We start from the raw sequence: 25,812 nt of genomic DNA, 5'->3' as shown, positions 1-25,812 counted from the left end.
CGGGCATGGTGCCACCGCACCGGCCCGCCCGCAAGACTCCTCCGGCTCATGCGTGAGTGCCCGGACCTCGCCGACCCTGGTGCCAGGGAGGCCGGATCCGAGCAGAAGGAGCACGTCATGGTGGAGAAGGAGCTGCGCGGCGCGGGAGTGCGCCACGTGAAGCTGGCCCTGGAGCCCGACACGGGTTTCGACGAGATCGTGGACATCCTCCGGGAGACCCTCACGATCAAGGTGCCGAAGGGCGGCTGCGCGCCGTGCCTGAGCGGCCTGGACCGGCTGTCGATCGACAGCATCGTCTTCGAGCGGCTGCAGCAGGTCGCCCGGTTCGAGCGGTTCTGAGGGCCGGTCGTGCTGGGCGTGGGACTGCTCTACCAGCCGGCCTGGCGCGACCTGGTCCTCGACGGCACGCTGCCGGTCGACTACCTGGAGGTCATCCCCGACACGCTCTGGCGCGACCGCGGTGCTGCGGAGCCCGTGCGGTTCGTGTCCGAGCCGGAGGACCGCCGCTACCTGGAGCAGGTGCGGGCCCGGATGCCCGTCCTGCTGCACGGCATCGGGTTGTCGATCGGCAGCGCCCGCCCCCTCGACGAGGGGTACGTCGACGAGCTCGCCGCCTGGGTGGAGTGGCTCGACCCGCCGTGGCTCAGCGAGCACCTCGCCTACTGCGCGGTGGAGGAGCAGGGGGAGTCGGTCAACCTGGGCCTGACCCTGCCGCTGGCCCTGGACGAGGAGACCGTCGACCGGGTGGGGCCGCGGGTGCGGGCGCTCGCCGAGCGCCTCGGCCGGCCGTTCCTGCTGGAGAACAACGTCTACTACTTCGCCACGCCCGCCGAGCCGCTGACCGAGCCGCAGGTGCTCAACGCGATCAGTGCCCGGTACGGCGGAGGCGTCCTGCTCGACCTGCACAACCTGTGGGTGAACGTGCGCAACGGCGCGATGTCCGCGCCGTCGTACCTGGCGGAGCTGGAGCTGTCCGCGGTGCGCGAGGTGCACGTCGCGGGCGGCATGGAGCTCGACGGCTTCTACCTCGACGCGCACTCCGGCGCCCCGCCCGAGGAGGTGTGGGCGTTGCTCGACCAGGTGGTCGCGGCCTGCCCGAACCTCGGCGGGATCACCTTCGAGCTGCTCGGCTCGTGGGGCGAGGAGGTCGGCCTCGCCGGCGTCGCCGCGGTGCTCGACCGTGCGCGGGCGGCGCTCGGGGCGGTGCGGTGAGCGCCGCGTCGTACCAGCGGGCGCAGGCGCGGATGGTGCTGGAGCCGGCGTACGCCCGCCGGGTCGCGGCGGGCGAGGAGCCCGACGGTCTCACGGAGGTCGAGGCCGCGCGGCTGCGGGCCCAGGCGGGCGACCCGGGGCTGGCGCTGTGCACGACGCTGCACGAGGGCTGGCGGCTCACCAAGCTGCTGACCCTGCTGCCCACGGTCTTCGCGATCGGCGACCCCGACGACCTGGCGGCGCTGGTGCGGGAGTTCTGGGACGGGCGCCGCCCGCGCGGGCTGCGCTTCGAGGGCGAGGCCGCGGAGTTCGCCCGGCTGGTCGCGGAGCGGGCCGGCGCCGGGCCGTTGCGCGAGGTCGCCCTGCTGGAGGCGGCCGCACTGGTGGCCGCGACGTGACCGTCCGATGAAGAGTGCGTACGTCGCCGTCCACGCTGCTGCTCCGGCTCCTCGCCCGACCTAGCCTCGCCGGGTGGAGTCGCGCACCGCTCGTCACTCGCTCGCTGCCCTGGCGCTCGGCGTCGGGCTCTGGTGCGCCCTGCTCGCGTGGCGCTGGGACTGGTTCATCGACCTGCGCGTCTACGAGCTGGGGGCGAGCGCCCTCTTCGGCGGTGACCTCTACGGCGTCCGCTTCCACGTGGCGGACCTGCCGTTCACCTACCCGCCCTTCGCGGCGCTGCTGATGCTGCCGCTGGCGGTGCTGCCGATCTGGGTCAGCGCGTTCGTCTGGTCGGTCGCGTGCGTGCTCGTGCTCGCGTGGGTCGTCGACCGCACGCTGCGAGCCGGTGGGGTCGCCGCGCGCCCGTGGGTGCTGCCGGCCGTCGTCGCCGCGGCCCTGCTGGCCGAGCCGGTCTGGTCGACCTTCTCCTTCGGGCAGGTCAACCTCTTCCTGATGGCCGCGATCCTCGCCGACGTGCTGCGCCCGGAGCGCAAGCACGCCGGCTGGCTGGTCGGCGTGGTGGCCGGCATCAAGCTCACGCCGCTGTTCTTCGTCGCCGTCCTCCTCGTGCTGGGCTACCGCCGTGCCGCCGGCACCGCGGTCGGCGCCTTCGCCGCCACCGTCCTGCTCGGTGCGGTGGCCGCGCCGAGCGCCTCCTGGGCGTACTGGACCGACGTGCTGTGGGACCCGGGCCGTGTCGGCGGGGTCGAGTACGCCGGCAACCAGTCCGTGCTCGGCATCCTCAGCCGGCTGCTGGGGCACGAGGCCCCGACCTCGCTGTGGTTCGCCGTCGCCGGGGCGACAGCCCTGGTCTCCCTGCTTGCCGCGCGGCTGCTGTGGACCTCCGGCTCGCCGGCCGCCCGGCCGCTCGCGGTGTGCACGGCGTCGTACGGGATGCTGCTGGCCTCGCCGATCTCCTGGGACCACCACTGGGTGTGGCTGGTGCCGACGGTGGTGGCGCTGTGGGTCAGCGAGCTGCGGCGGGCGCGCGTGGTGGCCGGCGTGGTCGCGGGGGTCGCCTGCTCCCGGGCGATCTGGTGGTCGCCCTTCCGCAACGGCAAGGAGTACGGCTGGAGCTTCGCCGAGGGGGTCGCCGGCAACGCCTACGTGATCGTGGCGGTGATCCTGCTGGTGGCCACCACGACGTGGGGTCTGCGTGCCGCGCGTCGCAGCGACTCAGGAGCCGCGCGGCGGCTCCGCCTCTTCGCGTAGCCGTGGCTCGGTGCGGTTGTCGGGCCGGATGCCGTGCTTGTCGGCGTAGAACGCGCGCACCCGGTCCATGTCGGCACGCACGTCGCCGGTCGGGTGGAAGGTCGGGCCCATCCCGAGCGTGCGGCTCGGTCCGTCGACGAAGCCCAGGCTGATCGGCAGTCCGGTCTGCTGGGACATCCGGTAGAAGCCGGGCTTCCAGAACTCACCCTTGCTCCGGGTGCCCTCGGCGGCGATGACGAGCTGGAAGGCGTCGTCCTGCTCCGCCGCGACGAGGAGGGCGCGGATGGTCGCTCCTGGGCTGGACCGGTCGAGCGGGATGCCGCCGGTGTGGCGCAGGACCCAGCCGACGAAGCCCTTGAAGTAGCGGTCGGCGACGAGGACGTGCGGTCGCACGCCGTGGGCCCAGGCGATCATCAGCATCGCCACCCAGTCCCACTGCGAGGTGTGCGGCGCGCCGACCAGGATCCCGCTCTCGGGGACCTCGCCGACGAGCCGCCAACGGGTCACGCGCAGGAGGCCGCGCGCGACGGTGCGCCGGACCCGCATGGGATGTGCCATGGGGTGACCGTAGCCGTCCGGCGTACGGGCTCAGCCTCCGTGGCGGTCCGAGGGGTCGACGGGGGGAGCGGTGGGGTCGGGGAACATGCGCTCGGTGTCGTTGGCGACGTCCTCGTTGCGCTTGCGGTCGGCCAGGAAGGCCCACAGGAGGCCGCCGACGATGAAGACGGCGACGACGGCGCCGAGGAAGATCGCGACTGCTGCGGTGTCCATGGCGGGGTGGTACCCCGAAGTCCGCGGAACAGTCGCCGACACCCCGCACGGAGTCTTGACTCGTTCAAGAAAAGTGGCAGGATGGTCGTCATGCAGCGGCCCGACTTCTCCCAGCAGCTGCGGGAGGTCGCGCTCCGGGTCACCCGGCCACGCCTGGCCGTGCTGGCCGCCGTGCACGACCACCCGCACGCCGACACCGAGTCGGTGATCGCGGCGGCGCGCTCGCACCTGCCGGACGTGTCGCACCAGGCGGTCTACGACTCGTTGCACACCCTCACCGAGGCGGGCCTGGTGCGCAGCATCAAGCCGGCCGGCTCCGTCGCGCGCTACGAGACGCGCACGGGCGACAACCACCACCACGTCGTGTGCCGCTCCTGCGGCTCGATCGCCGACGTGGACTGCGCCGTCGGGCACGTGCCGTGCCTGACCGCCTCGAACTCCCACGGCTTCGTGATCGACGAGGCCGAGGTCATCTACTGGGGCCTGTGCCCCGGATGTTCCGTCCGCACCTGACCGACCACTTGAAAGGTTGAGCATGTCCGAGAACCAGTCTGGCTGCCCCGTCGCCCACGACGGCGTCACGCCGGAGGGCAGCGAGAGCGAGAACCCGGCGCTGTCGTCGCCGACGCCCAAGACCCACCGTCCCCGGACCAACCAGGACTGGTGGCCCAACCAGCTCGACCTCTCGGTGCTGCACGCGCACGCGCCGGCCGGCAACCCCCTGGGTGAGGCGTTCTCCTACAAGGAGGAGCTGGCGAAGCTCGACGTCGAGGCGCTCAAGCGCGACGTCACCGAGGTGCTGACCACCTCGCAGGACTGGTGGCCCGCCGACTTCGGTCACTACGGCGGCCTGATGATCCGCCTGAGCTGGCACGCCGCCGGCACCTACCGGATCTACGACGGCCGCGGCGGCGCGGGCGACGGCGCGCAGCGCTTCGCCCCGCTCAACAGCTGGCCCGACAACGGCAACCTCGACAAGGCGCGCCGTCTGCTGTGGCCGGTCAAGCAGAAGTACGGCCAGCAGATCTCCTGGGCCGACCTGCTGGTGCTCGCCGGCAACGTCGCGCTGGAGTCGATGGGCTTCAAGACCTTCGGCTTCGCCTTCGGCCGTGAGGACGTCTGGGAGCCCGAGGAGATCAACTGGGGCACCGAGGACATCTGGCTCGGCGACGAGCGCTACAGCGGCGATCGCGACCTCTCCAACCCGCTCGGCGCGGTCCAGATGGGCCTGATCTACGTCAACCCCGAGGGCCCCAACGGCAACCCCGACCCGCTGGCCTCGGCCCGCGACATCCGCGACACCTTCGCCCGGATGGCGATGAACGACGAGGAGACCGTCGCCCTCATCGCCGGCGGCCACACCTTCGGCAAGACCCACGGCGCGGGCAACCCCGAGCTCGTCGGCCCCGAGCCCGAGGGAGCGCCGCTGGAGGCGCAGGGCCTGGGCTGGCTGTCCTCGCACGGCACGGGCAAGGGCGCCGACGCGATCACCTCCGGCCTCGAGGTGACCTGGACCGACCGGCCCACCGAGTGGAGCAACCGCTTCTTCGAGATCCTCTTCGGCTACGAGTGGGAGCTCACCGAGAGCCCGGCCGGCGCCAAGCAGTGGGTCGCCAAGGACGCCGAGGCGATCATCCCCGGCCCGGCCGCGGACTCCCCGAAGCGCAAGCCCACCATGCTGACCAGCGACCTCGCGCTGCGCTTCGACCCGGAGTACGAGAAGATCTCGCGCCGGTTCCTGGAGAACCCCGACGAGTTCGCGCTGGCCTTCGCCAAGGCCTGGTACAAGCTGCTCCACCGCGACATGGGCCCCATCGAGCGCTACCTCGGTCCCTGGGTGCCCGAGGCTCAGCTGTGGCAGGACCCGGTGCCCGCCGTCGACCACCCGCTGGTCGACGACGCCGACGTGGCCGACCTCAAGGCGAAGGTGCTGGACTCCGGTCTCACCGTGGCCGAGCTGGTCTCCACCGCGTGGGCCTCCGCGGCGTCGTTCCGCTCGACGGACAAGCGCGGCGGCGCCAACGGCGCGCGCATCCGCCTGGCCCCGCAGAAGGACTGGGAGGTCAACCAGCCCGAGCAGCTCGCCAAGGTCCTCGGCAAGCTCGAGGAGGTCAAGGCGGCCTTCGACGCGCAGGGCGAGAAGAAGATCTCGCTGGCCGACCTGATCGTGCTCGCCGGATCGGCGGGCGTCGAGAAGGCCGCGAAGGACGGCGGCTACGACATCACGGTGCCGTTCACGCCGGGCCGCACCGACGCCACCGAGGAGCAGACCGACGCCGCGTCGTTCGCCGTCCTCGAGCCCCGTGCCGACGGCTTCCGCAACTACGCCCGTCCGGGCGAGAAGCTGCCGCTGGAGACGCTGCTGCTCGACCGTGCGTACATGCTCGACCTGACGGCTCCCGAGCTGACGGTCCTGCTGGGCGGCCTGCGCACCCTCGGCACCAACGCCGGCGGCTCGACCGCCGGTGTGCTCACCGACCGGCCGGGTGTGCTGTCCACCGACTTCTTCACGAACCTCCTCGCCCCCGGCGCGGTCGTGAAGGCGTCGGAGACCGAGGAGCACGGCTACGAGATCCGCGACGCCGCCACCGGTGAGGTCCGCTGGACCGCCACCGCGGCCGACCTGATCTTCGGCTCGAACTCGCAGCTGCGGGCGCTCGCCGAGGTCTACGCCAGCGACGACGCGAAGGACAAGTTCGCCCGGGACTTCGTCGCCGCCTGGGTCAAGGTCATGGAGCTCGACCGCTTCGACCTGCGCTGATCCCGCACCACCACGAAGGCCGCCCGGCAACGGGCGGCCTTCGTGCCTTTTCCGGATGCGGCAGGATGTCGCCATGACCGAGGCAGGCATCACCTACGTGCACGCGCCGGAGCAGCACCGCTACGAGATCCGCGACGGCGAGACCCTCGCGGGCTTCACGCAGTACCGGCTCCCCGACGACGTCCACGTCGACTTCGTGCACACCGAGGTCGACGACGCGTACGGCGGCCACGGGCTCGCCGGGCACGTGGTGGAGCTCGCCCTCGCCGACGTACGGGCCCGGGGCAAGCGGATCATCCCGCACTGCCCCTACGTCGCGAAGTGGATCCAGAAGCACCCCGAGTACGACGACATCACCGACTGGCCGGCATGAGCCAGGGCCAGGCCGGGCGACGGCACGTCTTCCTCGACAAGGCCCAGCCGGCGGCGTACAAGGCAGCGGCGGCGCTCTCGGACCAGGTGGGCGCCGCAGCCGAGGCCGCGGGCCTGGACCGCCGCTTCGTCGAGCTGCTCAACCTGCGGGTCTCGCAGCTCAACGGCTGCGCCTACTGCCTCGACCTGCACCACCGCCGTGCGATCGAGGCGGGGGAGTCCGAGCGCCGGGTCGCGGTGCTGGACGCCTGGCAGGAGACGGCGCTCTTCGACGAGCGCGAGCGCGCGGCGCTGCAGCTGGTGGAGTCGATCACCCGCCTGCCCGACCCGCTCGACCGGGTCTACGCGGAGGACGAGGCCCGTGCCGTGCTCGGCGACGACGCCTACAGCGCCGTCGCCTGGGTCGCGATCACCATGAACGCCTTCAACCGGATCTCGATCACCAGCCATCACCCCGTGAGGTAGCGCGCCACGCCCACCAGGGCGCCCGCGGCGATCAGCCACGCGCTGTTGAGCCTGGTACGCCACAGCGCCAGCAGGGTGAGCCCGAACAGCGCCACGGTCAGGGGATCGACCAGGCCCGTCCGGCCGAGCTGGAGCGAGACGCCGGCCATCAGCGCCAGCGCGGTGGCGTTGACGCCGTCGAGCAGCGCGCTGGTCCAGGCGCGTGAGCGCAACCAGTCGGTGAGCCGGGTGAGGAGCCCGACGAAGACGAACGACGGCAGGAAGATCGCCACCGTCGCGAGGAAGGCGCCAGGCAGCCCGGCCACGACGTAGCCGAGGAAGGTCGCGGTCGTGAAGACCGGCCCCGGCGTCACCTGGCCGACGGAGACCGCGTCCAGCACCTGCTGGTGGCTCACCCAGCCGAGCCGGTCGACGAAGTCGCCCTCGAGGAAGGCCAGCAGCACGTAGCCGCTGCCGTAGAGGACGGCGCCGATCTTGAGCATGGTCAAGAAGAGCTCGGTCAGCCGGCCGTCCTGCTGGGTGCCCGCGACGAGCAGCGGCAGCGCGAGCGCCGCCGGGCCACGGCGGGCCAGGTCGCGCACCCCGCGCACCGCGGCGACCACCGCCGCGCCACCGAAGAGCACGACGAGCTCGTTCACCCCCAGCAGGTACGCCGCCAGGGCGGCCCCCGCGAGCAGCGCGAGCCACCACGACGACAGCACCGTGCGCCCCAGGCCCGCGAGCGCCCAGACGATGATCGCGAGGACGACCGGCACCACGCCGTACAGGACCCCCTCGACGGCGGGGGTCTCGCCCTGCTCGACGTACACCCAGGCGAGGAGGGTCACCAGGACGGCCGCCGGCACGATGAAGGCCACGCCGGCGACGAGCAGCCCGCGCCAGCCGGCCCGCTCGTGGCCGAGGTGGATCGCCAGCTCGGTGGAGTTGGGCCCCGGGATCAGGTTGGTGGCGCCCATCAGGTCGGCGAAGCGCTGGTCGCTCACCCAGCGCCGGCGCCGGACCAGCTCCTCGCGCATCAGCGCGGTGTGCGCGGCCGGGCCGCCGAAGGCGATCAGCCCGAGCCGCAGGAACACGCCTGCGACCTCGCTGACCACCGGATCAGGTGATGGTCATGCCGCCGTCGACCGCGAGGGTCTGCCCGGTGACGTACCCGGCGGCGTCGGAGGCCAGGAACACCAGCGTCGCCGCGAGCTCGCGCGGGTCGCCCTTGCGGCCGGCGGGGATCCGCGCCTGCTGCGACTCGAGGTAGCCCGGGGGGTAGGAGTCGGTCATCTCGGAGGCGAAGAAGCCCGGCGCGATCGCGTTGACCCGGATGCCCTTGCGGCCGGTCCACTGCTGGGCCAGGTCGCGGGTCAGGCCGATGACACCGGCCTTGGAGGCGGCGTACGCGGCCTGGGGGAGACCGGCGGTGGTGATGCCGAGGACCGAGGAGATGTTGATGATGCTCGACCCCGGCTGCATCACCCGGCCGCACGCCTGGGCCATCCAGTAGCTGCCGTTGAGGTTGATGTCGATGACCTGGCTGAACTGCTCCGGCGTCTCCCGGGTGGCGGGGACGGCGGTGCCGACGCCCGCGTTGTTGACCAGGACGTCGACCCGGCCGAGCTCGGCCATCGCCGCGTCGACGAGGGCCTGGCAGGACGCCGGGTCGGCCACGTCGGTCTGCACGGAGACCGCGCGGCGGCCCGCGGCCTCGACGAGCGCGGCGGTGTCGGCGAGGCGCTCGGCCCGGCGGGCGCCCAGCACGACGTCGGCGCCGGCCTCGGCGAGGGCCTTGGCGAAGTCGACGCCCAGCCCGGAGCTGGCGCCGGTGACGACGGCGACCTTGCCGTCGAGTCGGAACAGGTCGGTGACGGTCATGGGCCGAACGGTAGCGGCCCCGGGCGTCGGCACGGTGACACGGCCTTCTAAGGTATACCTAACTTTCGTCCCCGAGGAAGGACCGCCGTGGACCCGGTGATCGAACGACCGCTCGGCGCGCTGTGGGGGCGCTACCGCCGCTACCGCGGCCGCTTCGTGCTCGCGATCGTGATGTCGACCGTCAACAAGGTGGCCGACGTCGTCCCCGAGCTGCTGATCGGCGCGGCCGTCGACGTGGTCGTGCGGGGCTCGGGCTCGTTCGTCGCCGACCTGCTCGGAGTCGAGTCGCGGCACGCCCAGCTGGCCTGGCTGGCCGCCATCAACTTCGCGGTGTGGGTCGTCGAGTCCGCCTCGGAGTACGTCGCCGCGGTGCTCTGGCGCGGGCTGTCGCAGGGCATCGAGCACGACCTCCGGGTCGAGGCCTACGACCACGCCCAGCACCTGCACCTGGGCTGGCACGAGTCGCGCACCTCCGGCTCCACGCTGGCGACCCTCAACGACGACGTCAACCAGCTCGAGCGGATGCTCGACATCGGCCTGCCCGCGATCCTGCAGACCGCCCTCAACGTGTTGCTCGTCGGCATCGTGTTCGCCGTCGCCTCGTGGCAGCTGCTGCTCCTGGCGTTCCTGCCGATCCCGGTGATCATCGCCGGCTCGCTGGTCTTCCAGCGCCGCCTGGAGCCGCTCTACGCCAAGGTGCGCGAGTCCGTCGCCGACCTCTCCGGCGCGCTGAGCGCCAACCTCGCCGGCATCGCCACGATCAAGTCCTTCACCGCCGAGGACCGCGAGCGCGACCGGATCGAGCGGGTGTCGGCGGCCTACCGCGAGACCAACCTGCACGCGATCCGCTCCTCGGCCGCGTTCGTGCCGCTGGTGCGGATGGCCATCCTCGCCGGATTCACCTGCACCCTGCTGCTCGGTGGCTGGAAGACCCTCGACGGCGACCTCGAGCTCGGCCTCTACTCGGTGCTCGTCTTCATGACCCAGCGCCTGCTGTGGCCGATGACCGACGTCGCCGAGGTGCTCGACCTCTACCAGCGCGGGCGCGCATCGACCGCCCGCATCCTGGCCCTGCTCGCCGAGCCGGTCACCGTGCCCGCCGGGTCGGCCACGCTGGAGCGGCCCGTGCGCGGCCGGGTCGAGCTGCGCGGCGTCCGGGCCGGGTACGCCGACGGGCCGGACGTGCTGCACGACGTGGACCTCGTCGTACCGGCCGGGGAGACGCACGCCATCGTCGGCTCCACCGGTGCCGGCAAGTCGTCCCTGCTGCGCCTGGTGCTGCGCTTCGACGACCCGCGCGCGGGTGCGGTGCTGCTCGACGGCACCGACGTGCGCGAGCTCGACTGGGACTCGCTGCGCGGCTCGGTGGGCTACGTCGCCCAGGACATCTACCTGTTCTCCGGCTCGCTCGCCGAGAACATCGCCTACGGCCGCCCCGACGCCACCCGTGAGCAGGTCGTCGCCGCGGCGGAGGCCGCGGCGGTCGCCTCCTTCGTCGACGGCCTGCCCGACGGCTACGACACCTGGGTGGGGGAGCGCGGGGTGACCCTCTCCGGCGGGCAGCGGCAGCGGATCGCGCTGGCCCGTGCCCTGCTGCGCGAGCCCGCCCTGCTGGTGCTCGACGAGGCCACCAGCGCGGTCGACAACGAGACCGAGGCGGCCATCCAGCAGTCGCTGCGCCGGGCCGGTGAGAAGTGCACGACCCTCGTGGTCGCGCACCGCCTCTCGACCGTCCGCCACGCGCACCGGATCTGGGTCCTCGACGCCGGCCGGGTGATCGAGGCGGGCACCCACGACGAGCTGGTCGCGGCCGGTGGCGCGTACGCCGCGCTGTGGCGCGTCCAGACCGGTGAGGCCGTGGCCTGAGGCACCGCCCGGGACGGATATCCTGAGACGTGTGAGTGAAACGGTCGCGCCCTCCGAGGTCCACTACGACGTCCATGCCGTCGAGGAGAAGTGGCTGCCCGTCTGGGAGGAGCTCGACCTCTTCCGTGCCGACGACGAGGCGGTGCTCGCCGGGGAGCGGGAGAAGCGCTACGCGCTGACGATGTTCCCCTACCCGAGCGGTGACCTGCACATGGGCCACGCCGAGGTGTTCGCCCTGCACGACGTGCTGTCGCGCTACTGGCGCTTCCGGGGCTACGAGGTGCTCAACCCGATGGGCTGGGACTCCTTCGGCCTGCCCGCGGAGAACGCCGCCATCAAGAACGACGAGCACCCGGCGACGTACACCTACGCCAACATCGAGACCCAGCTGGCCTCGATGAAGCGCTACGGCACCAGCTTCGACTGGTCGCGCCGGCTGCACACCTCCGACCCGGCCTACTACAAGTGGACCCAGTGGCTGTTCCTGAAGTTCCGCGAGCAGGGCCTGGCCTACCGCAAGAACTCCCCGGTCAACTGGTGCCCCAACGACCAGACCGTGCTGGCCAACGAGCAGGTGCTGGCCGACGGCACCTGTGAGCGCTGCGGCGCCGAGGTCACCAAGCGCGAGCTGACCCAGTGGTACTTCCGCACCACGCAGTACGCCCAGGAGCTCTACGACGCCCTCGACGAGCTGCAGCCGACCTGGATCGACAAGGTCGTCAACGCCCAGCGCAACTGGATCGGCCGTTCCGAGGGCGCCCACGTCACCTTCGACATCGCCGGCCACGACCCGATCACCGTGTTCACCACGCGGCCCGACACCCTGGTCGGCGCGACGTTCATGGTGGTCGCCGCCGACGCCAAGCTGGCCCAGCAGCTGGTGGCGCCGGAGCGGGCACAGGCGCTGGAGGACTACCTCGCCGACGTGCGCAAGGCCTCCGACATCGACCGGCTCGCCACGGACCGGCCCAAGACCGGCGTCGACCTCGGCGTGACCGCGACCAACCCGCTGACCGGTGAGCAGATCCCGGTGTGGGCGGCCGACTACGTGCTGGCCGACTACGGCACCGGTGCGATCATGGCCGTGCCCGCGCACGACGACCGCGACCGGGAGTTCGCCGAGAAGTTCGGGCTCCCCATCGTGCCCGTCTACGACGACGAGCAGCCCTACGACAAGGCCGCCGAGGTCTCGAAGGCGATCGCCGCGCTGGAGGCGAACGGCCACGGCCAGGGCACCGTCAACTTCCGGCTGCGCGACTGGCTGCTCTCGCGCCAGCGCTACTGGGGCGCGCCGATCCCGATCATCCACTGCCCGGTCGACGGCGAGGTCCCGGTCCCCGAGGACCAGCTGCCCGTCGAGCTGCCTGAGCTGCGCGGCGCGGACCTCAAGCCCAAGGGCACCTCGCCGCTCGGCGCGGCCCGCGAGTGGGTCGAGGTCACCTGCCCCACCTGTGGCGGCCCGGCCGAGCGCGACACCGACACGATGGACACCTTCGTCGACTCGTCGTGGTACTTCTTCCGCTTCCTCTCGCCGAACGACGACACCCAGGCCTTCGACCCGGCCCTGGCCAAGGCGTGGGGGCCGATCGACTTCTACCTCGGCGGCGACGAGCACGCCGTCCTGCACCTGCTCTACGCGCGCTTCTTCACCAAGGTGCTGCGCGACCTGGGGCTGATCGACTGGGACGAGCCGTTCTCGTCGTACCTGTCCCAGGGCAAGGTGATCAACAACGGCGCCAAGATGAGCAAGTCGCTGGGCAACGGCGTGGCGCTCGGCCCGCAGCTGGCGGAGTTCGGCGTCGACGCGATCCGGCTGACGCTGGTCTTCGCGAGCCCGCCGGAGGACAACGTCGACTGGGCGGACGTCTCGCCGGCCGGCTCGGCGCGCTTCCTGCAGCGCGCCTGGCGGCTCTCCGGCGACGTGACCTCCGCGCCGGGAGTGTCCTTCGCCGACGGTGACCTCGCGCTGCGCAAGGTCACCCACAAGACCGTGCACGAGGCGACCCACCTGCTCGACTCCTACCGCTTCAACGTCGTCATCGCGCGCACGATGGAGCTCGTCAACGCCACCCGCAAGGCCATCGACTCCGGCTGCGGCCCCGCCGACCCGGCGGTGCGCGAGGCGGCCGAGACCGTGGCCATCCTGCTGTCCCTGGTGGCGCCGTTCACCGCCGAGGAGATGTGGGAGCGGCTCGGTCACGAGCCGTCGGTGGCGCACGCCTCCTGGCCCGCCGTGGAGCCGGAGCTGCTGGTCGAGGACGCGGTCACGGCCGTCGTGCAGATCCAGGGAAAGGTGCGCGGGCGCCTGGAGGTCTCGCCCGACATCACCGAGGCGGACCTGGAGGCGTTGGCGCTGGCCGACCCGGCCGTGCAGAAGGCGATCGACGGTCGCGCGGTCCGCAAGGTGATCGTCCGCGCTCCCAAGCTCGTCAACATCGTGGTGTGATCTCCCTCGTGGGGACCACCGCTCTCGTCACCGACTCCACGGCGCACCTCCAGCCGGGGGTCGTCGAGGCGTGCGGCGTCACCGTCGTCCCGCTGCAGGTCGTGATCGACGACGACGTCCACGACGAGGGGTCCGAGGCGGCCACGCCCGAACGGGTCGCCGCCGCGCTGCGCGAGAAGCGCGCGGTGAGCACCTCGCGGCCCGCGCCGGCGGTGTTCTCCGAGCTCTACGAGCGGCTGGCCGCCGAGGGCGCCGACTCGATCCTGTCGGTCCACCTCTCCGCCGAGGTGAGCGGCACCTTCGAGTCCGCACTGGTCGCCTCCCGCACCGCGCCGGTCCCGGTGACCTGCGTCGACACCCGGCAGGTGGGCGTCGCGACGGGGTACGCCGTCGAGTCGGCCTCGGCCGTCCTCGCGTCCGGCGGGAGCGTCGAGGAGGCGGCGGCGGCCGCCCGGGAGCGCTCGTCGTCGGCGACCTCGCTCTTCTACGTCAACACCCTGGAGTACCTGCGCCGCGGCGGCCGCGTCGGCGCCGCCGCCGCGGTCTTCGGCGGGGTGCTCGCGGTCAAGCCGCTGCTCGGCATCGTGGACGGCGTGATCGTGCCGCGGGCCAAGGTCCGCACCGCCGCCAAGGCGATCGCCCAGCTCGAGGCGATGGCCGTGGAGGCCGCGGGGGAGCAGCCCGTCGAGGTCTGCGTCGCCCACCTCGCCGCCGAGGACCGGGCGCTCGCGCTGGCCGAGCGGCTCGGGGAGCAGCTCGGCGAGCTCGTCGTGCCCGGCCGGGACGGCAGCCCGGTGCGCTGCCTCGAGCTCGGCGGTGTCCTCGGCGCCCACGTCGGTCCCGGGATGCTCGCGATCTGCGTCGCGCCCGTCCCACCCTCCCCCGCCGGCTCCTGAGCGTCCACTTCCTCTCCACAGGCGGCCCCGCCGCCGGCCCTCTCCACAGGCCCGCTCGCCCTGCACCGGGCGCGCCACCTCCCCTCCCTACGGTGCCGCCATGCACCCCCGCCGCACCCGTCCCGACCCCACCGCCGCCGCCCGTCGTCTCGCGCTGATCGCCGCTGCCTCCCCGCCCTCGTCGGCCCTCGCGGAGGAGGAGGCCGAGGACGCCTGGTGGGCCGACCACACCCGGATCGCGGCGCCGGTCCCCGCCGCCGATCCCGCTCCGCCCACCCTCCCGGTGCCGGGGCGGCACGCCGCGCGCCGGCGCCTGCTCCCGCCGGTCGCCCGGCTGCGCCCGCTCCTCCCGGCGCTGGCGCCCGCGCACGTCGCGGTGGTGGCGCTGGTGGTCGCGCTCGGGCTGGCCGTCACCGCGTGGTGGGTCGTGCGGGCGGATCCGGGGCCCTCCGTCGTACCGGTGGCGGGGGAGGCGGTCTCCCCGCCGGTGGGCGGTGCCACGCCTGCCGCTCTCACCAGCGCGCCGGTCTCGGCGCCTGCCCCACTCGCCACCGGCGCGTCCTCCGGCGCCTCGGTGACGGTCGACGTCGCCGGCAAGGTCCGCCGCCCTGGCATCGTCGTCCTCGCCCCGGGCACCCGCGTCGCCGACGCGCTGCGAGCCGCCGGTGGCGCCAAGCGCGGCGTCGACACCACGCCGCTCAACCTCGCCCGGGTGCTCGTCGACGGTGAGCAGATCCTCGTCGGCGGGCCCGCTCCGCCGCGCACCGTGGCCGGCCCCGCGGGCTCGGCCGCGCCCGGCACGGCCGGCCCGCTCGTCAACCTCAACCAGGCCGCGCAGGCCGAGCTCGAGACCCTGCCCGAGGTCGGCCCGGTGACCGCGCAGGCGATCATCGCCTGGCGCGAGCAGCAGGGCGGTTTCACCAGCGTCGACGAGCTGCTGGAGGTGGACGGCATCGGGGAGAAGACCCTCGCTCGCCTCACTCCCTACGTGACGGTCTGAGCCGTGGCCGTCCCGTCGCCCGCCCCGCGGCACCCTCCCCGCCACGACCTCCGCGCCCCGGCCCTCGGCGTCGCCGCCTGGCTCGCCGGGATCGCGGCGGCCCGACTGCCTGCCCGTGGCTCCGGGCTCCTGGCCGGTCTGCTCCTGCTGGCCGCGGTCCTGCTCGCGACCCGCCGCTCCCGGCTGCTGCTCGCCGCCGCCCTCGTCGCCGGCGCCGTCCTCGTCGGTGCGCTGCTGCGGCACGAGGCGATGACGACCAGCCCGCTCCACGAGCACGCCGCCCGGCGGACCAGCGCCCGGCTGGTCGCGACCGTCGTCTCCGACCCGCGCCGGGTCGAGGGCTCCTGGGGCGACCGGGTCGTGGTGCGGCTCCGGGCGCGGGAGCTGACCGCGCGCGGTGAGCGCCGCGAGCTGGGCGGCACCGTCGTCGTGCTCGGCGACCCGGCATGGGCCCGGGTGGCGCTGGGCGAGGTGGTCCGGGCCCAGGGGCGACTCGCGCGCGCCGATGGCGACGACGTGGCGGCCGTGCTGCTCGCCTCCCGTGCGCCGGTGCGCATCCGCGGGCCCGATCCGTGGTGGCGGGCCTCGGGAGCGCTGCGTGCCTCGATCCGTACGGCGGTCGCGGACCGGCCACCGGACCAGGCCGGGCTGGTGCCCGCGCTGGTCGACGGCGACGAGTCGGCGCTGCCGCAGGACCTGGAGGCCGACTTCCGGACCACCGGACTCACCCACCTCACCGCGGTCAGCGGCACCAACCTCACCCTCGTGGTGGGCGCGCTGCTCCTGCTGGCGCGGGCGGCGGGCGTCCGCGGCCGCTGGTTGGCGCTGGTCGGGGCGGTGGGCATCGCCGGGTTCGTGCTGCTCGCCCGGACCGAGCCGAGCGTGCTGCGTGCGGCCGCGATGGGCACGGTCGGACTGTTCGCCTTCGGACCGGACGGCCGTCGGCGCGGCCTGCGAGCGCTGGGCGTCGCGCTGGTGACCCTGGTCCTCCTCGACCCGGGGCTCGCGACCTCGGCCGGCTTCGCGCTGTCGGTGCTCGCCACCGCCGGCATCGTGCTCCTCGGTCCGCCGTTCAGCGACGCCCTCGCCCGCTGGCTGCCGCGGCTGGTGGCCGAGGCGGTCGCGGTCCCGACGGCCGCCCAGCTCGCCTGCACGCCGGTCATCGCGGTGCTGTCCGAGCAGGTGAGCCTGGTCGCGGTCCTCGCCAACCTGCTGGCCGGCCCGCTGGTCGGACCGGCCACCGTGCTCGGGTTGCTCGCCGGCCTCGTCGGGCTGGTCGCGCCGGGCCCCGCCGCCCTGGTCGGTACGACGGCCGGCTGGTGCGTCGCGTGGATCGTCACGGTCGCCCAGCACGGCGCCGCCCTGCCGGGTGCCGCCGTCGGCTGGGGGAGCGGGTGGTGCGCGGTCGTGCTGCTGGTGCTGCTCTGCGCCGGCGTCGCGCTGGCCCTCCCGCGCGTCCTGCGCCACCGTGGCCTCGCGGTCGCCCTCGGCGTGGTGCTCGTCGCGGTCCTGCTCGGGATCCCGGGCCGGCTGGTGCCCCGGGGGCATGGCGCGTGGCCGCCGCCGGGCTGGCTGCTGGTCGCCTGCGACGTGGGCCAGGGCGACGCTCTCGTCCTCGCGGCCGCGCCGGGTGCGGCGGTGGTCGTGGACGCGGGTCCCGACCCGGACGCGGTGGACGAGTGCCTGGGCCGGTTGGGCGTGGTGCAGGTGCCGCTCCTGGTGCTCACCCACTTCCACGCCGACCACGTCGACGGGCTCCCGGGTGTGCTGCGAGGGCGCCGGGTGGCGGTGATCGAGACCAGTCCGGTGCTCGACCCTCCGGGTGGGGTGGCCGACGTGCGCCGTGCCGCGCAGGAGGCGGGCGTGCCGGTGCGGACGGCGCCGTACGGCTCGGTGCGGCGGGTGGGCGCGGCCACGCTGCAGGTCGTCCATCCGGACCTGCCCGAGCAGCCGGGTGCCGGTGACGGCAGCTCCGCCAACGACGCCAGCGTCGTGCTCGCGGTCGACGCGGGCGGGGTGCGGATGCTGCTGACCGGGGACGTGGAGCCGACCGTCCAGGCCCGGCTCGCCCGGCTGCTGCCCGGCCTGGACGTCGACGTGCTCAAGGTGCCGCACCACGGGAGCCGCCACCAGGACGAGCGCTGGCTGACCTCGCTGCGCGCCGAGGTCGCGCTGGTGTCGGTGGGCGCCGACAACGACTACGGACACCCCGACGGCCCGTTGCTGGCCCGGCTGACCGCGGCGGGCGCCGAGGTGCACCGCACGGACGAGGAAGGAGACCTCGCCGTCGTACGACGGCCGGACGGTGGGCTGGCCACCGCCACCCGCCGGTGACGTCGGAGCCGTGTGGGAAGGTGTCTCCCATGCGCGGCGCGGACGTGTTGGGACGGGTCATCCTGGTCACCGGCAAGGAGGAGTTCCTGGGCGCCCGCACCGTCGACGAGGTCAAGGCCGGCGTGCGCGAGCACGACGCGGAGGCGGAGTTCTCCGACGCCTCGGCCTCCGACCTGACCTTGGCGACGCTGGGGGAGATGGCGGCGCCGTCGCTGTTCTCCGCGGTGCGCTGCGTGGTCGTGCGCAACCTGGAGAACCTGCCGGACGAGTCCGTCGAGGGCCTGCTGGCCTACGCCGCCGCACCGGTCGAGGACGTCGCCCTGGTCCTGGTCCACGGAGGTGGGCAGAAGGGCAGCGGGGTCCTCACCAAGCTGCGCAAGCTGAAGCCGGTGATCGAGCACAAGTCCGAGGAGCTCAAGCCGTCGGACTTCCCGGCCTTCGTCGCGGGGGAGGTGCGGCGTCACGGCGCGACGATCGACCGGGAGGCCGCCGACGTCCTCATCGAGGCGATCGGCCGCGACCTGCGTTCGCTCGCGGGGGCCGCCCACCAGCTCACCAACGACTTCCCGGGCGAGCGGATCAGCGAGGAGCAGGTCCGCCGCTACTTCGGTGGCCGGGCGGAGGCGAAGTCCTTCGCGGTGGCCGACGCGGCCTTCGCCGGCCGGGACCGGGCAGCGCTGGAGGAGCTGCGCTGGGCGCTCGACGCGGGCACGGCCGCGGTGCTGATCACCTCGGCGTTCGCGGGCAGCGCGCGCGGGCTGGCCCGGCTGGTGAGCGCGCCGCGCGGGATGCGCGACGTGGACCTGGCCCGCGAGGTCGGCGTCCCGCCGTGGAAGCTGCGCTCGCTGCGCGACCAGGCTCGCGGCTGGACCGAGGCCGGTCTGGCCCGCTCGATCCGGGCGGTCGCCCAGGCCGACGCGGACATCAAGGGGGCGGCGAGCGACGCGTCGTACGCCCTGGAGCGGTTGGTGCTGACGATCACCGCCCTGCGCCGCTCCTGAAATCACGAAGGGAGCCCCCGGACGGGGACTCCCTCGACGCGATGGCTCCGGACCGGAGCCAGACGGGGCGGCTCAGAGAGCGGCGGCCCGCTTGCTGATCGACGACTTGCGGTTGGCAGCCTGGTTCTTGTGGATGACGCCCTTCGAAGCAGCCTTGTCGAGCTTCTTCGTGGCGTCCTGCGCGAGCGCGACGGCGTTGTCCTTGTCGCCGGACTCGGCGGCCTCGTTGAACTTGCGGATCGCGGTCTTCAGGCCGGACTTGACGGCCTTGTTGCGCTCGTGACGCTTCTCGTTCTGCTTGTTGCGCTTGATCTGGCTCTTGATGTTGGCCACGGGTGCTGTGCCTTGTCTGTCGGAGGATGCTGGTCTGGTCCGGAGCGCGGGCCCCTGCGGTCCCGCCGCGAGGGCAGGCGCGTGCACAGGGATGACGCGACCAGCAAGGCTAACAGTGGGCGAACACCGGCCCCAAATCGCGCCCGCTCGTCCCGGGCGGCCTCAGTCCCGCCACCCGCGCCGCTCGGCCAGCCAGTCGTCGATCACGTCGCGCTGCCAGGCCTGCGCCGCCCGGAGGTACGGCGAGGTGGGCGGCACCCGCTGGGCGGCCGAGGCCGTGAAGTAGCCCAGCACCAGGGCGAGCGCGACGTCGATGTCCTCGGGCGGCACGTCACCCAGCAACGGGTGCGCCGCGAGGTGCGCCTCGACGTCCAGGCCGTCCCCGCGCGGGCCGACGAGCAGCAGCAGCGAGTCGAGCCAGGCCGGACCGCGGACCGCCCAGTTCCAGTCGCAGAGCAGGGCGCGCTCCACGCCGGAGCCGTCGTCGACGAGGAGGATGTTGTCGTCGCGGATGTCGGTGTGGACGAGGGTGTCACCGGTGAGGACGTCGGCGTACCGCGCCGCGAGGGCGCCGATCTCCGCGGCCCGTGGGTGGTCGATCACGTCCCACAGTCCCGGCCAGGCGGCGAACTCCTCGACGGCGCTCGAGGCGTCCGCGCCGGGTGGCGGGGTGAGCGCGGCGGCGGCGGCCAGCGCCATGTCCGAGGCGAGCGCGAGGTCGCCGGCGGTCCAGGGCCGGTGCGGGGCGCGTGCGGCGACGTGCTCGATGCCGAGCAGGAACCAGTCGTCGACCTCGTCGGTCCACAGCAGTCGCGGCGACGGTACGGCGGCCGGGAGCCGGCGCAGCTGCTCGGCCTCGTCGCGGTAGGAGTCGGCGAAGGCGCGTTGCGCCTTGGTGGAGGCCGCCTTCACGAAGTGGCGGCTGCCGTCGGCCAGCGTCAGCACCGAGGCGAAGCCGGGGGTGAAGCCGCCGCCCTGGGAGTCCGCCTCCACGACCGGCCCGCCCAGGCGGCTCGCGATGGCGGCCCGCACCCGCGGGGGCAGGTGGGCCCACTGCACCCGTCGAGCGGTGCGGCCATGGGGGATCCGAGCGGGAAGCACGCGCACATGATGGCGGACCTGCGGGCGGCGTGGGGCGCCACTACGCTTCCGGCCATGCTCCCGCGCCTCGTCCTCGCCTCGTTCACCCTGGCCACGCTGTCCCTCGCCGGCTGCGGCGGGTCCGACGACGACCCGTCCGGCACCCCGGAGACCGAGCTCGGTGCGTCGAGGGAGAGCGTCGGACCGGAGGGTGCCGACACCACGGAGGCCGCGCCCACCGGCGAGGTGCCGGACCCCTGCACCCTGCTCGACACCGAGCAGCTCACCGACCTGCTCGGCGCCGACCCGGGCGAGGGCTCGGTCGCCGGCCCGGTGCCGGACCAGCGCAAGATCTGCACCTTCTCCACCGGCGTGATCCTCGCGGTCGAGGTGGCCGCGGACTGGGACGAGACGCTCGTCCAGCTCGAGAAGAACGCCGGCAAGGACGCCCTGGAGCCCGCGGCCGGCGTGGGCACCGAGGCCTACTGGCAGGAGAAGGGGCAGCAGCTCATTGCGCTGGGCGAGCACTACTTCGTCGGGGTGACCGGCGCGGACCAGGCCGCCGGCAAGGCGGTCGCCGAGGGCATGCTTGCCGCCCTCTGAGACCCGGCGGCTCGCCCGAGCCCAGCGGCTCAGCGCCGCGCCGGGTCCAGCGTCCGGGTGTAGAGCGCCGCGCCCTCGACGTCGCGCAGGGTGACGGTGAGCCGTCCGCTCGCACCGTCCACCTCCACCTCGCCGAAGAACTGGAAGCCCGCGGCCGGAGAGGCGTTCGGCGCCGGCGCGGCGGCGACGAAGTCCGCGACCGGGCCGAAGGTGCCGTCCAGCGTGTTCGGGCCGAAGGCGCCTGCGTTGAGCGGCCCGGAGACGAACTCCCAGAACGGATCGAAGTCCTGGTAGGCCGCCCGGTCGGGCGAGTAGTGGTGCGCCGCGGTGTAGTGCACGTCGGCGGTCAGCCACACGTGGTTGCGGATCCCGGCCCGCGAGAGCGCGGTGAGCACCTGCGCGATGTCCGCCTCCCGGCCGAGCGGGGCGCCCGGGTCGCCCTGCGCCAGGCCCTCCTGCAAGGTCCCGTCCGGTACGACGAGCCCGAGCGGCAGGTCGTTGGCGATCACCTTCCAGGTCGCCCGCGAACGCTTCAGCGCGTCGATCAGCCAGGCCGTCTGCCGCCTGCCGAGCACGCCGCCGTCGCGGGTGGTCTCGGTGTTCGCGGTGTTCGGGTCCTTGTGCGTGCGCATGTCGAGCACGAACAGGTCCAGGTGCGGGCCGTAGGGGATCACCCGGTAGACCCGGCCGTCCGGGTCGGGCGAGATGGGCGCGACGGGGGTGTACTCGTGGAAGGCGCGGCGGGCCCGCGCGGCGAGCACATCGACCCGCTGCTCGGTGTAGCGGGCGTCGTCGAGCACCTCGCCGGGGTACCAGTTGTTGGTCACCTCGTGGTCGTCCCACTGCACGACCTGGGCGGTCTCGGCGAGGAAGGCGCGCCAGTTGTCGGCGAGGAGGTTGTAGCGGTACTGCCCGCGGTACTCCGCCAGGGTCTCGGCCACCTTGGTCTTCTCCGGGATGACCAGGTTGGTCCAGGTGGAGCCGTCCGGGAGCGCCACGGAGGCCTGGACCGGGCCGTCGGCGTAGACGTTGTCGCCGCTGCACAGGAAGAAGTCGGCCCGGCGGGCCCGCATGGCGTCGGCGATCCGGAAGCCGCCGTAGGACGGGTTGACGCCCCAGCCCTGCCCGGCGATGTCGCCGGACCACAGGAAGCGGACGTCGTCACCGCGCCCCGGTGCGGTGCGCAGCCGGCCGGCGACCGGCGCACTGACGGCGCGGTGGTCGTCGAGGGAGACCGCCCGCAGCCGGTAGTGCAGGTCGGTGCCCGAGGGCAGCCCGCGCAGGTCGAGCTGGCCGGTGAAGTCGGTGGCCGCGGTGACGACCGGGCCGCGCAGGGTCCGCGCCCGGCGGAACGACGGGTCCCGGCTGATCTCGGCGACCAGTCGCGCCGGCCGGTCGGCCTTGGTCCACAGCACCGCACCGCCCGGCCGTACGTCGCCCGACTGCACCCCCACCGGGAGCACCGGCCGGTCGCGCCGGACCAGCAGCGGAGCGGCGGCGCGGGCGCCGGGCAGGGCCGGCAGCGCGGTCAGGCCGGCGGTCAGCGCCGCGCCGCGGAGGATGCCGCGACGGTCGAGGCGGGCGGGGGCGGAGGTCGGGGGGAGGGCCGGGTCCATGCCGGCCACCCTGTCGTCGTACGGCGAACGGGCGGCCAACCGCGGGCGGCGAATTCTTGAACCCGTCCGGCCCTGGAAGAATGGCGGGACCATGTCAGTCACCGTCCCGCAGCCCGGTCACACCGACCCCGCGATCATCCGCAACTTCTGCATCATCGCGCACATCGACCACGGCAAGTCGACCCTCGCCGACCGGATGCTGCAGCTGACGGGTGTCGTCGGCGAGCGCGAGGCGAAGGCGCAGTACCTCGACCGGATGGACATCGAGCGCGAGCGCGGGATCACCATCAAGTCCCAGGCGGTGCGGATGCCGTGGACGGTGGAGGCGGGCAACGAGGCGGGTGCCGAGCCGGGCACCTACATCCTCAACATGATCGACACCCCGGGCCACGTCGACTTCACCTACGAGGTGTCCCGCTCGCTCCAGGCGTGCGAGGCGGCGATCCTGCTGGTCGACGCCGCCCAGGGCATCGAGGCGCAGACCCTGGCCAACCTCTACCTCGCCATGGGCGCCGACCTGCACATCATCCCGGTGCTCAACAAGATCGACCTGCCCAGCGCCAACGTGGAGAAGTACGCCGCGGAGCTGGCCAACCTCGTCGGCTGCGAGCCCGAGGACGTGCTGCTCACCTCGGCCAAGACCGGGGTCGGCGTCGAGGCGCTGCTCAACGAGATCGTCAGGTCCGTCCCGGCGCCCGTCGGCGACGCCGCCGCCCCGGCCCGCGCGCTGATCTTCGACTCCGTCTACGACACCTACCGCGGCGTGGTCACCTACGTCCGGGTGGTCGACGGCGAGCTCTCGCACCGCGACAAGATCAAGATGATGTCGACCGGTGCGCTGCACGAGATGCTCGAGGTCGGCGTGATCAGTCCCGAGCCGATGAAGGCCGCCAAGCTCGGCGTCGGTGAGACCGGCTACCTGATCACCGGTGTGAAGGACGTCCGCCAGTCCCGCGTGGGTGACACGGTGACCGTCAACGGACGCCAGGCCGCCGAGCCGCTGGGCGGCTACGAGCACCCGAACCCGATGGTGTTCGCCGGCCTCTACCCGATCGACGGCGACGACTACCCGACGCTGCGCGACGCCCTGGAGAAGCTGCAGCTCAACGACGCGGCGCTGACCTTCGAGCCGGAGACCTCCGGCGCGCTCGGCTTCGGCTTCCGCTGCGGCTTCCTCGGCCTGCTGCACATGGAGATCACCCGCGAGCGGCTGGAGCGCGAGTTCAACCTCGACCTCATCTCCACCGCGCCGAACGTGGTCTACGACGTGATCATGGAGGACGGCACCGAGCTCATCGTCACCAACCCGAGCGAGTATCCCGACGGCAAGATCTCCGAGGTCCGCGAGCCGGTCGTGGACGCCACGATCCTGGCCCCGGCCGACTTCATCGGCACGATCATGGAGCTGTGCCAGCACAAGCGCGGCACCCTGCAGGGCATGGACTACCTGTCCGAGGACCGGGTCGAGATGCGCTACGTGCTGCCGATGGGCGAGATCGCCTTCGACTTCTTCGACCAGCTCAAGTCCAAGACCAAGGGCTACGCCTCGCTCAACTACGAGCACTCCGGCGAGCAGGCCGCCGACCTGGTCAAGGTCGACATCCTGCTCCAGGGCGAGCCGGTGGACGCCTTCTCCGCGATCGTGCACAAGGAGGCCGCCTACTCCTACGGCGTGATGATGGCCGGCAAGCTCAAGGACCTCATCCCGCGCCAGCAGTTCGAGGTGCCGATCCAGGCCGCCATCGGCGCCCGGGTGATCGCCCGCGAGAACATCCGCGCGATCCGCAAGGACGTCCTCGCCAAGTGCTACGGCGGTGACATCACCCGCAAGCGCAAGCTGCTGGAGAAGCAGAAGGAGGGCAAGAAGCGGATGAAGATGGTCGGCCGCGTCGAGGTCCCCCAGGAGGCGTTCGTCGCCGCGCTGTCCACCACCGGCCCCGCGGGCGACAAGCCGAAGAAGTGACCTCCCGGCCGGTGCCGGTCCCGTCCGGGCTCGACGCGCAGCGCGCGCTCGGTCCGGAGTGGGCGGCCTGGCTGGACGCCCTCCCGGCGACCGCGCGCGGCGTCCTGGACGACTGGGAGCTCACCGCGGGCGAGGAGGCCTGGCACGGCTTCTGCTCGCTCGTGCTGCCCGTGACGACGGCCGACGGCACCCCCGCCGCGCTCAAGATCGGCCTGCCCGACGACGAGTCCGAGCACGAGCACCTCGCGCTCCAGCACTGGCACGGGCGCGGGGCGGTCCGCCTGCTGCGCGCCGACCCGGGCCGCCGGGCGCTGCTGCTGGAGCGCCTGGAGCGCACCGACCTGAGCGAGCGCTGGGACGTCGAGGCGTGCGAGGTGGTGGCGGGGCTCTACCCCCGGCTGCACGTGGCGCCGCTGCCGCAGCTGCGCTCCCAGGCGTCGTACGTCGACCGGTGGGCCGCCGCGCTGCGCCGCGACGCCGCGACGGTGCCGGTCCCGCGCCGCCTGGTCGAGCAGGCGCTGGGCCTGGCGGCGGAGCTGACCGCGGAGCCCGCGACGGCAGTCCTGCACGGCGACCTGCACTACGAGAACGTGCTGCGCGGCGAGCGCGACGGTGCGCCGGACTGGCTGGCGATCGACCCGAAGCCGACCAACGGCGACCCGCACTACGAGCTGGAGCCGATGCTCCGCGACCGCTACGACGAGTACGCCGGCGCCGTCCGCGACGGCATCCGGCGCCGCTTCCACACCCTGGTGGACGCCGCCGGCTTCGACGAGGACCGGGCCCGGGCCTGGGTGGTGGTGCGCTCGGTGCTCAACGCGCACTGGGCCCACGAGGACGCCGTCCGTGCGGGCCGGGCGCTGGACGCGGAGGAGCGGGCCCATGTGACGTCCTGCATCTCGGTCGCCAAAGCGGTGCAGGACTAGGCACAATCGTCCCGTGCCCACCATCCTCACCGTCAGTGTCGGCCGCCCGCGGGACAAGGAGTGGGCCAAGATCGGCCGCACGTCCATCGACAAGCGGCAGGTCGAGGGCCCGGTCGACGTCCACGTGCTCGGCATCGAGGGCGACCAGGTCTCCGACACGCTCCACCACGGCGGCCCGGACCAGGCCGTCTACGCCTACGCCCGTGAGGACGTGGAGTTCTGGGAGGCCGAGCTGGGCCGCCCGATCCGCGACGGCCAGCTCGGTGAGAACCTCACCACGGAGGGGATCGACCTCAACGCCCTCGAGCTCGGCACCCGCTTCGAGGCCGGCACCGTCCTGTTCGAGGTGGCCCACGTGCGCACGCCGTGCAACGACTTCAAGGGCTGGATGGGGGAGACCGGCTACGACACCACCGCGTGGGTGAAGAGGTTCGCCCAGGCGCTGCGCCCGGGGCCCTACCTGCGGGTGCTCCGGCCCGGCACCATCGCCGCGGGTGACGAGATCGTCGTCGTCCACCGCCCCGGCCACGGGGTCACCGTGCGCGACCTGTTCGTCGCGCTCAACCTCGACCGCAGCCGGCTGCCCGAGCTGCTCGTGGTCGACAACCTGCCCGCCAAGGTCCGCGCGAAGGTCGAGGCTTTCGTCCCGTAGTGCAG

Annotated in this window: 25 protein-coding genes; 18 read left to right on the top strand and 7 right to left on the bottom strand. The window is 73.3% G+C overall.

Annotated elements, in window-relative coordinates; genetic code table 11:
* Window positions 1–117: 117 nt before the first annotated feature.
* The 4 genes from MRBLML1_RS21600 (at window position 118) to MRBLML1_RS21585 (ending at window position 2,862) form a co-directional block, all read left to right on the top strand.
* Window positions 118–339 carry a hypothetical protein gene (locus MRBLML1_RS21600; RefSeq protein ID WP_364519975.1) on the top strand — a complete coding sequence of 74 codons (222 nt, stop codon included), beginning with the start codon at window positions 118–120 and terminating at the stop codon, window positions 337–339.
* Between the two features lie 9 nt (window positions 340–348).
* Window positions 349–1,212, top strand: a complete 864-nt coding sequence (locus tag MRBLML1_RS21595; protein ID WP_364519973.1) for a DUF692 domain-containing protein — start codon at window positions 349–351, stop codon at window positions 1,210–1,212.
* Window positions 1,209–1,610, top strand: a complete 402-nt coding sequence (locus MRBLML1_RS21590; RefSeq protein ID WP_364519971.1) for a hypothetical protein — start codon at window positions 1,209–1,211, stop codon at window positions 1,608–1,610. Before MRBLML1_RS21595 ends, MRBLML1_RS21590 begins: the two co-directional genes overlap by 4 nt.
* A gap of 73 nt (window positions 1,611–1,683) precedes the next feature.
* Window positions 1,684–2,862, top strand: coding sequence for a glycosyltransferase 87 family protein (locus MRBLML1_RS21585; RefSeq protein ID WP_364519969.1), 1,179 nt, complete (start codon window positions 1,684–1,686; stop codon window positions 2,860–2,862).
* Here the strand turns inward: MRBLML1_RS21585 and MRBLML1_RS21580 are convergent.
* The gene (locus MRBLML1_RS21580; protein ID WP_364519967.1) at window positions 2,827–3,420 is read right to left on the bottom strand and encodes a 1-acyl-sn-glycerol-3-phosphate acyltransferase; all 594 of its coding nucleotides are present in this window, start codon (window positions 3,418–3,420) and stop codon (window positions 2,827–2,829) included. The two genes, MRBLML1_RS21585 and MRBLML1_RS21580, sit on opposite strands and share 36 nt — an antisense overlap.
* A gap of 30 nt (window positions 3,421–3,450) precedes the next feature.
* Window positions 3,451–3,633 (bottom strand): hypothetical protein, encoded by a 183-nt coding sequence (locus MRBLML1_RS21575; protein WP_364519965.1) that lies wholly within the window; start codon window positions 3,631–3,633, stop codon window positions 3,451–3,453.
* Between the two features lie 90 nt (window positions 3,634–3,723).
* Between MRBLML1_RS21575 and MRBLML1_RS21570 the strand changes: the two genes are divergently transcribed.
* The 4 genes from MRBLML1_RS21570 (at window position 3,724) to MRBLML1_RS21555 (ending at window position 7,231) form a co-directional block, all read left to right on the top strand.
* The gene (locus tag MRBLML1_RS21570) at window positions 3,724–4,146 is read left to right on the top strand and encodes a Fur family transcriptional regulator (protein ID WP_364519963.1); all 423 of its coding nucleotides are present in this window, start codon (window positions 3,724–3,726) and stop codon (window positions 4,144–4,146) included.
* Between the two features lie 22 nt (window positions 4,147–4,168).
* Entirely contained in the window at window positions 4,169–6,394 is a 2,226-nt protein-coding gene (katG, locus tag MRBLML1_RS21565) for a catalase/peroxidase HPI (RefSeq protein ID WP_364519961.1), read from the top strand.
* A 73-nt stretch (window positions 6,395–6,467) separates the two neighbouring features.
* Entirely contained in the window at window positions 6,468–6,767 is a 300-nt protein-coding gene (locus tag MRBLML1_RS21560) for a GNAT family N-acetyltransferase (RefSeq protein WP_364519959.1), read from the top strand.
* Entirely contained in the window at window positions 6,764–7,231 is a 468-nt protein-coding gene (locus MRBLML1_RS21555) for a carboxymuconolactone decarboxylase family protein (RefSeq protein WP_364519957.1), read from the top strand. The genes MRBLML1_RS21560 and MRBLML1_RS21555 overlap by 4 nt, the downstream gene beginning before the upstream one ends.
* Here MRBLML1_RS21555 and chrA read toward each other — a convergent pair.
* Together chrA and MRBLML1_RS21545 are read right to left on the bottom strand one after the other, a co-directional pair.
* Complete coding sequence (gene chrA, locus MRBLML1_RS21550) at window positions 7,216–8,304, bottom strand: chromate efflux transporter (RefSeq protein WP_364519955.1); 1,089 nt, start codon at window positions 8,302–8,304, stop codon at window positions 7,216–7,218. The two genes, MRBLML1_RS21555 and chrA, sit on opposite strands and share 16 nt — an antisense overlap.
* Window positions 8,305–8,329: 25 nt before the next feature.
* A complete protein-coding gene (locus MRBLML1_RS21545; protein ID WP_364519953.1) occupies window positions 8,330–9,091 on the bottom strand; it encodes an SDR family NAD(P)-dependent oxidoreductase in 762 nt (253 codons plus the stop codon).
* 87 nt (window positions 9,092–9,178) lie between these two features.
* On the opposite strand from MRBLML1_RS21545, the gene MRBLML1_RS21540 reads away from it, so the two are divergent.
* The 6 genes from MRBLML1_RS21540 to holA all read left to right on the top strand — a co-directional run bounded on the left by MRBLML1_RS21540 (window position 9,179) and on the right by holA (window position 18,634).
* The gene (locus MRBLML1_RS21540; RefSeq protein ID WP_364519951.1) at window positions 9,179–10,957 is read left to right on the top strand and encodes an ABC transporter ATP-binding protein; all 1,779 of its coding nucleotides are present in this window, start codon (window positions 9,179–9,181) and stop codon (window positions 10,955–10,957) included.
* Between the two features lie 31 nt (window positions 10,958–10,988).
* The gene (gene leuS, locus MRBLML1_RS21535; protein ID WP_364519949.1) at window positions 10,989–13,403 is read left to right on the top strand and encodes a leucine--tRNA ligase; all 2,415 of its coding nucleotides are present in this window, start codon (window positions 10,989–10,991) and stop codon (window positions 13,401–13,403) included.
* Entirely contained in the window at window positions 13,400–14,299 is a 900-nt protein-coding gene (locus MRBLML1_RS21530; RefSeq protein WP_364519947.1) for a DegV family protein, read from the top strand. Before leuS ends, MRBLML1_RS21530 begins: the two co-directional genes overlap by 4 nt.
* 100 nt (window positions 14,300–14,399) lie before the next feature.
* Entirely contained in the window at window positions 14,400–15,299 is a 900-nt protein-coding gene (locus MRBLML1_RS21525) for a helix-hairpin-helix domain-containing protein (RefSeq protein WP_364519945.1), read from the top strand.
* Window positions 15,300–15,302: 3 nt separating this feature from the next.
* Window positions 15,303–17,633, top strand: a complete 2,331-nt coding sequence (locus tag MRBLML1_RS21520; RefSeq protein ID WP_364519943.1) for a ComEC/Rec2 family competence protein — start codon at window positions 15,303–15,305, stop codon at window positions 17,631–17,633.
* Between the two features lie 29 nt (window positions 17,634–17,662).
* Window positions 17,663–18,634 carry a DNA polymerase III subunit delta gene (gene holA / locus MRBLML1_RS21515; protein WP_364519941.1) on the top strand — a complete coding sequence of 324 codons (972 nt, stop codon included), beginning with the start codon at window positions 17,663–17,665 and terminating at the stop codon, window positions 18,632–18,634.
* Between the two features lie 72 nt (window positions 18,635–18,706).
* Here holA and rpsT read toward each other — a convergent pair whose 3' ends face one another.
* A complete protein-coding gene (gene rpsT, locus MRBLML1_RS21510; protein ID WP_364519939.1) occupies window positions 18,707–18,967 on the bottom strand; it encodes a 30S ribosomal protein S20 in 261 nt (86 codons plus the stop codon).
* Window positions 18,968–19,129: 162 nt separating this feature from the next.
* Complete coding sequence (locus MRBLML1_RS21505) at window positions 19,130–20,068, bottom strand: hypothetical protein (RefSeq protein WP_364519937.1); 939 nt, start codon at window positions 20,066–20,068, stop codon at window positions 19,130–19,132.
* A gap of 54 nt (window positions 20,069–20,122) precedes the next feature.
* Between MRBLML1_RS21505 and MRBLML1_RS21500 the strand changes: the two genes are divergently transcribed.
* Entirely contained in the window at window positions 20,123–20,650 is a 528-nt protein-coding gene (locus MRBLML1_RS21500; RefSeq protein ID WP_364519935.1) for a hypothetical protein, read from the top strand.
* Window positions 20,651–20,679: 29 nt separating this feature from the next.
* Here MRBLML1_RS21500 and MRBLML1_RS21495 read toward each other — a convergent pair whose 3' ends face one another.
* On the bottom strand, window positions 20,680–22,266 hold the full coding sequence (locus MRBLML1_RS21495) for an alkaline phosphatase D family protein (RefSeq protein ID WP_364519933.1): 1,587 nt from the start codon (window positions 22,264–22,266) through the stop codon (window positions 20,680–20,682).
* A 91-nt stretch (window positions 22,267–22,357) separates the two neighbouring features.
* Between MRBLML1_RS21495 and lepA the strand changes: the two genes are divergently transcribed.
* Genes lepA through MRBLML1_RS21480 form a run of 3 tightly spaced genes read left to right on the top strand, consistent with a single transcriptional unit; the run spans window position 22,358 to window position 25,807 of the window.
* A complete protein-coding gene (gene lepA / locus MRBLML1_RS21490) occupies window positions 22,358–24,229 on the top strand; it encodes a translation elongation factor 4 (protein WP_364519931.1) in 1,872 nt (623 codons plus the stop codon).
* Window positions 24,226–25,155 carry an aminoglycoside phosphotransferase family protein gene (locus MRBLML1_RS21485; RefSeq protein WP_364519929.1) on the top strand — a complete coding sequence of 310 codons (930 nt, stop codon included), beginning with the start codon at window positions 24,226–24,228 and terminating at the stop codon, window positions 25,153–25,155. The genes lepA and MRBLML1_RS21485 overlap by 4 nt, the downstream gene beginning before the upstream one ends.
* A 13-nt stretch (window positions 25,156–25,168) precedes the next feature.
* Entirely contained in the window at window positions 25,169–25,807 is a 639-nt protein-coding gene (locus tag MRBLML1_RS21480) for an MOSC domain-containing protein (RefSeq protein WP_364519927.1), read from the top strand.
* Window positions 25,808–25,812: the final 5 nt, after the last annotated feature.

Origin of the sequence: Nocardioides sp. LML1-1-1.1 (genome assembly GCF_040676175.1) — a bacterium.
Taxonomy (GTDB): Bacteria; Actinomycetota; Actinomycetes; order Propionibacteriales; family Nocardioidaceae; genus Nocardioides.
The sequence above is the reverse complement of the archived record's forward strand: the minus strand, read 5'-3'. Positions and strand labels throughout refer to the sequence as shown.

What these genes read in the sequence shown, in the direction of transcription:
- MRBLML1_RS21600 (WP_364519975.1), top strand. Translation starts at nt 118, where the DNA reads ATGGTGGAGAAGGAGCTGCGCGGCGCGGGAGTGCGCCACGTGAAGCTG.
- MRBLML1_RS21580 (WP_364519967.1), bottom strand. Translation starts at nt 3,420, where the DNA reads ATGGCACATCCCATGCGGGTCCGGCGCACCGTCGCGCGCGGCCTCCTG.
- MRBLML1_RS21575 (WP_364519965.1), bottom strand. Translation starts at nt 3,633, where the DNA reads ATGGACACCGCAGCAGTCGCGATCTTCCTCGGCGCCGTCGTCGCCGTC.
- MRBLML1_RS21570 (WP_364519963.1), top strand. Translation starts at nt 3,724, where the DNA reads ATGCAGCGGCCCGACTTCTCCCAGCAGCTGCGGGAGGTCGCGCTCCGG.
- katG (WP_364519961.1), top strand. Translation starts at nt 4,169, where the DNA reads ATGTCCGAGAACCAGTCTGGCTGCCCCGTCGCCCACGACGGCGTCACG.
- MRBLML1_RS21560 (WP_364519959.1), top strand. Translation starts at nt 6,468, where the DNA reads ATGACCGAGGCAGGCATCACCTACGTGCACGCGCCGGAGCAGCACCGC.
- MRBLML1_RS21555 (WP_364519957.1), top strand. Translation starts at nt 6,764, where the DNA reads ATGAGCCAGGGCCAGGCCGGGCGACGGCACGTCTTCCTCGACAAGGCC.
- MRBLML1_RS21545 (WP_364519953.1), bottom strand. Translation starts at nt 9,091, where the DNA reads ATGACCGTCACCGACCTGTTCCGACTCGACGGCAAGGTCGCCGTCGTC.
- MRBLML1_RS21525 (WP_364519945.1), top strand. Translation starts at nt 14,400, where the DNA reads ATGCACCCCCGCCGCACCCGTCCCGACCCCACCGCCGCCGCCCGTCGT.
- holA (WP_364519941.1), top strand. Translation starts at nt 17,663, where the DNA reads ATGCGCGGCGCGGACGTGTTGGGACGGGTCATCCTGGTCACCGGCAAG.
- MRBLML1_RS21500 (WP_364519935.1), top strand. Translation starts at nt 20,123, where the DNA reads ATGCTCCCGCGCCTCGTCCTCGCCTCGTTCACCCTGGCCACGCTGTCC.
- MRBLML1_RS21495 (WP_364519933.1), bottom strand. Translation starts at nt 22,266, where the DNA reads ATGGACCCGGCCCTCCCCCCGACCTCCGCCCCCGCCCGCCTCGACCGT.
- lepA (WP_364519931.1), top strand. Translation starts at nt 22,358, where the DNA reads ATGTCAGTCACCGTCCCGCAGCCCGGTCACACCGACCCCGCGATCATC.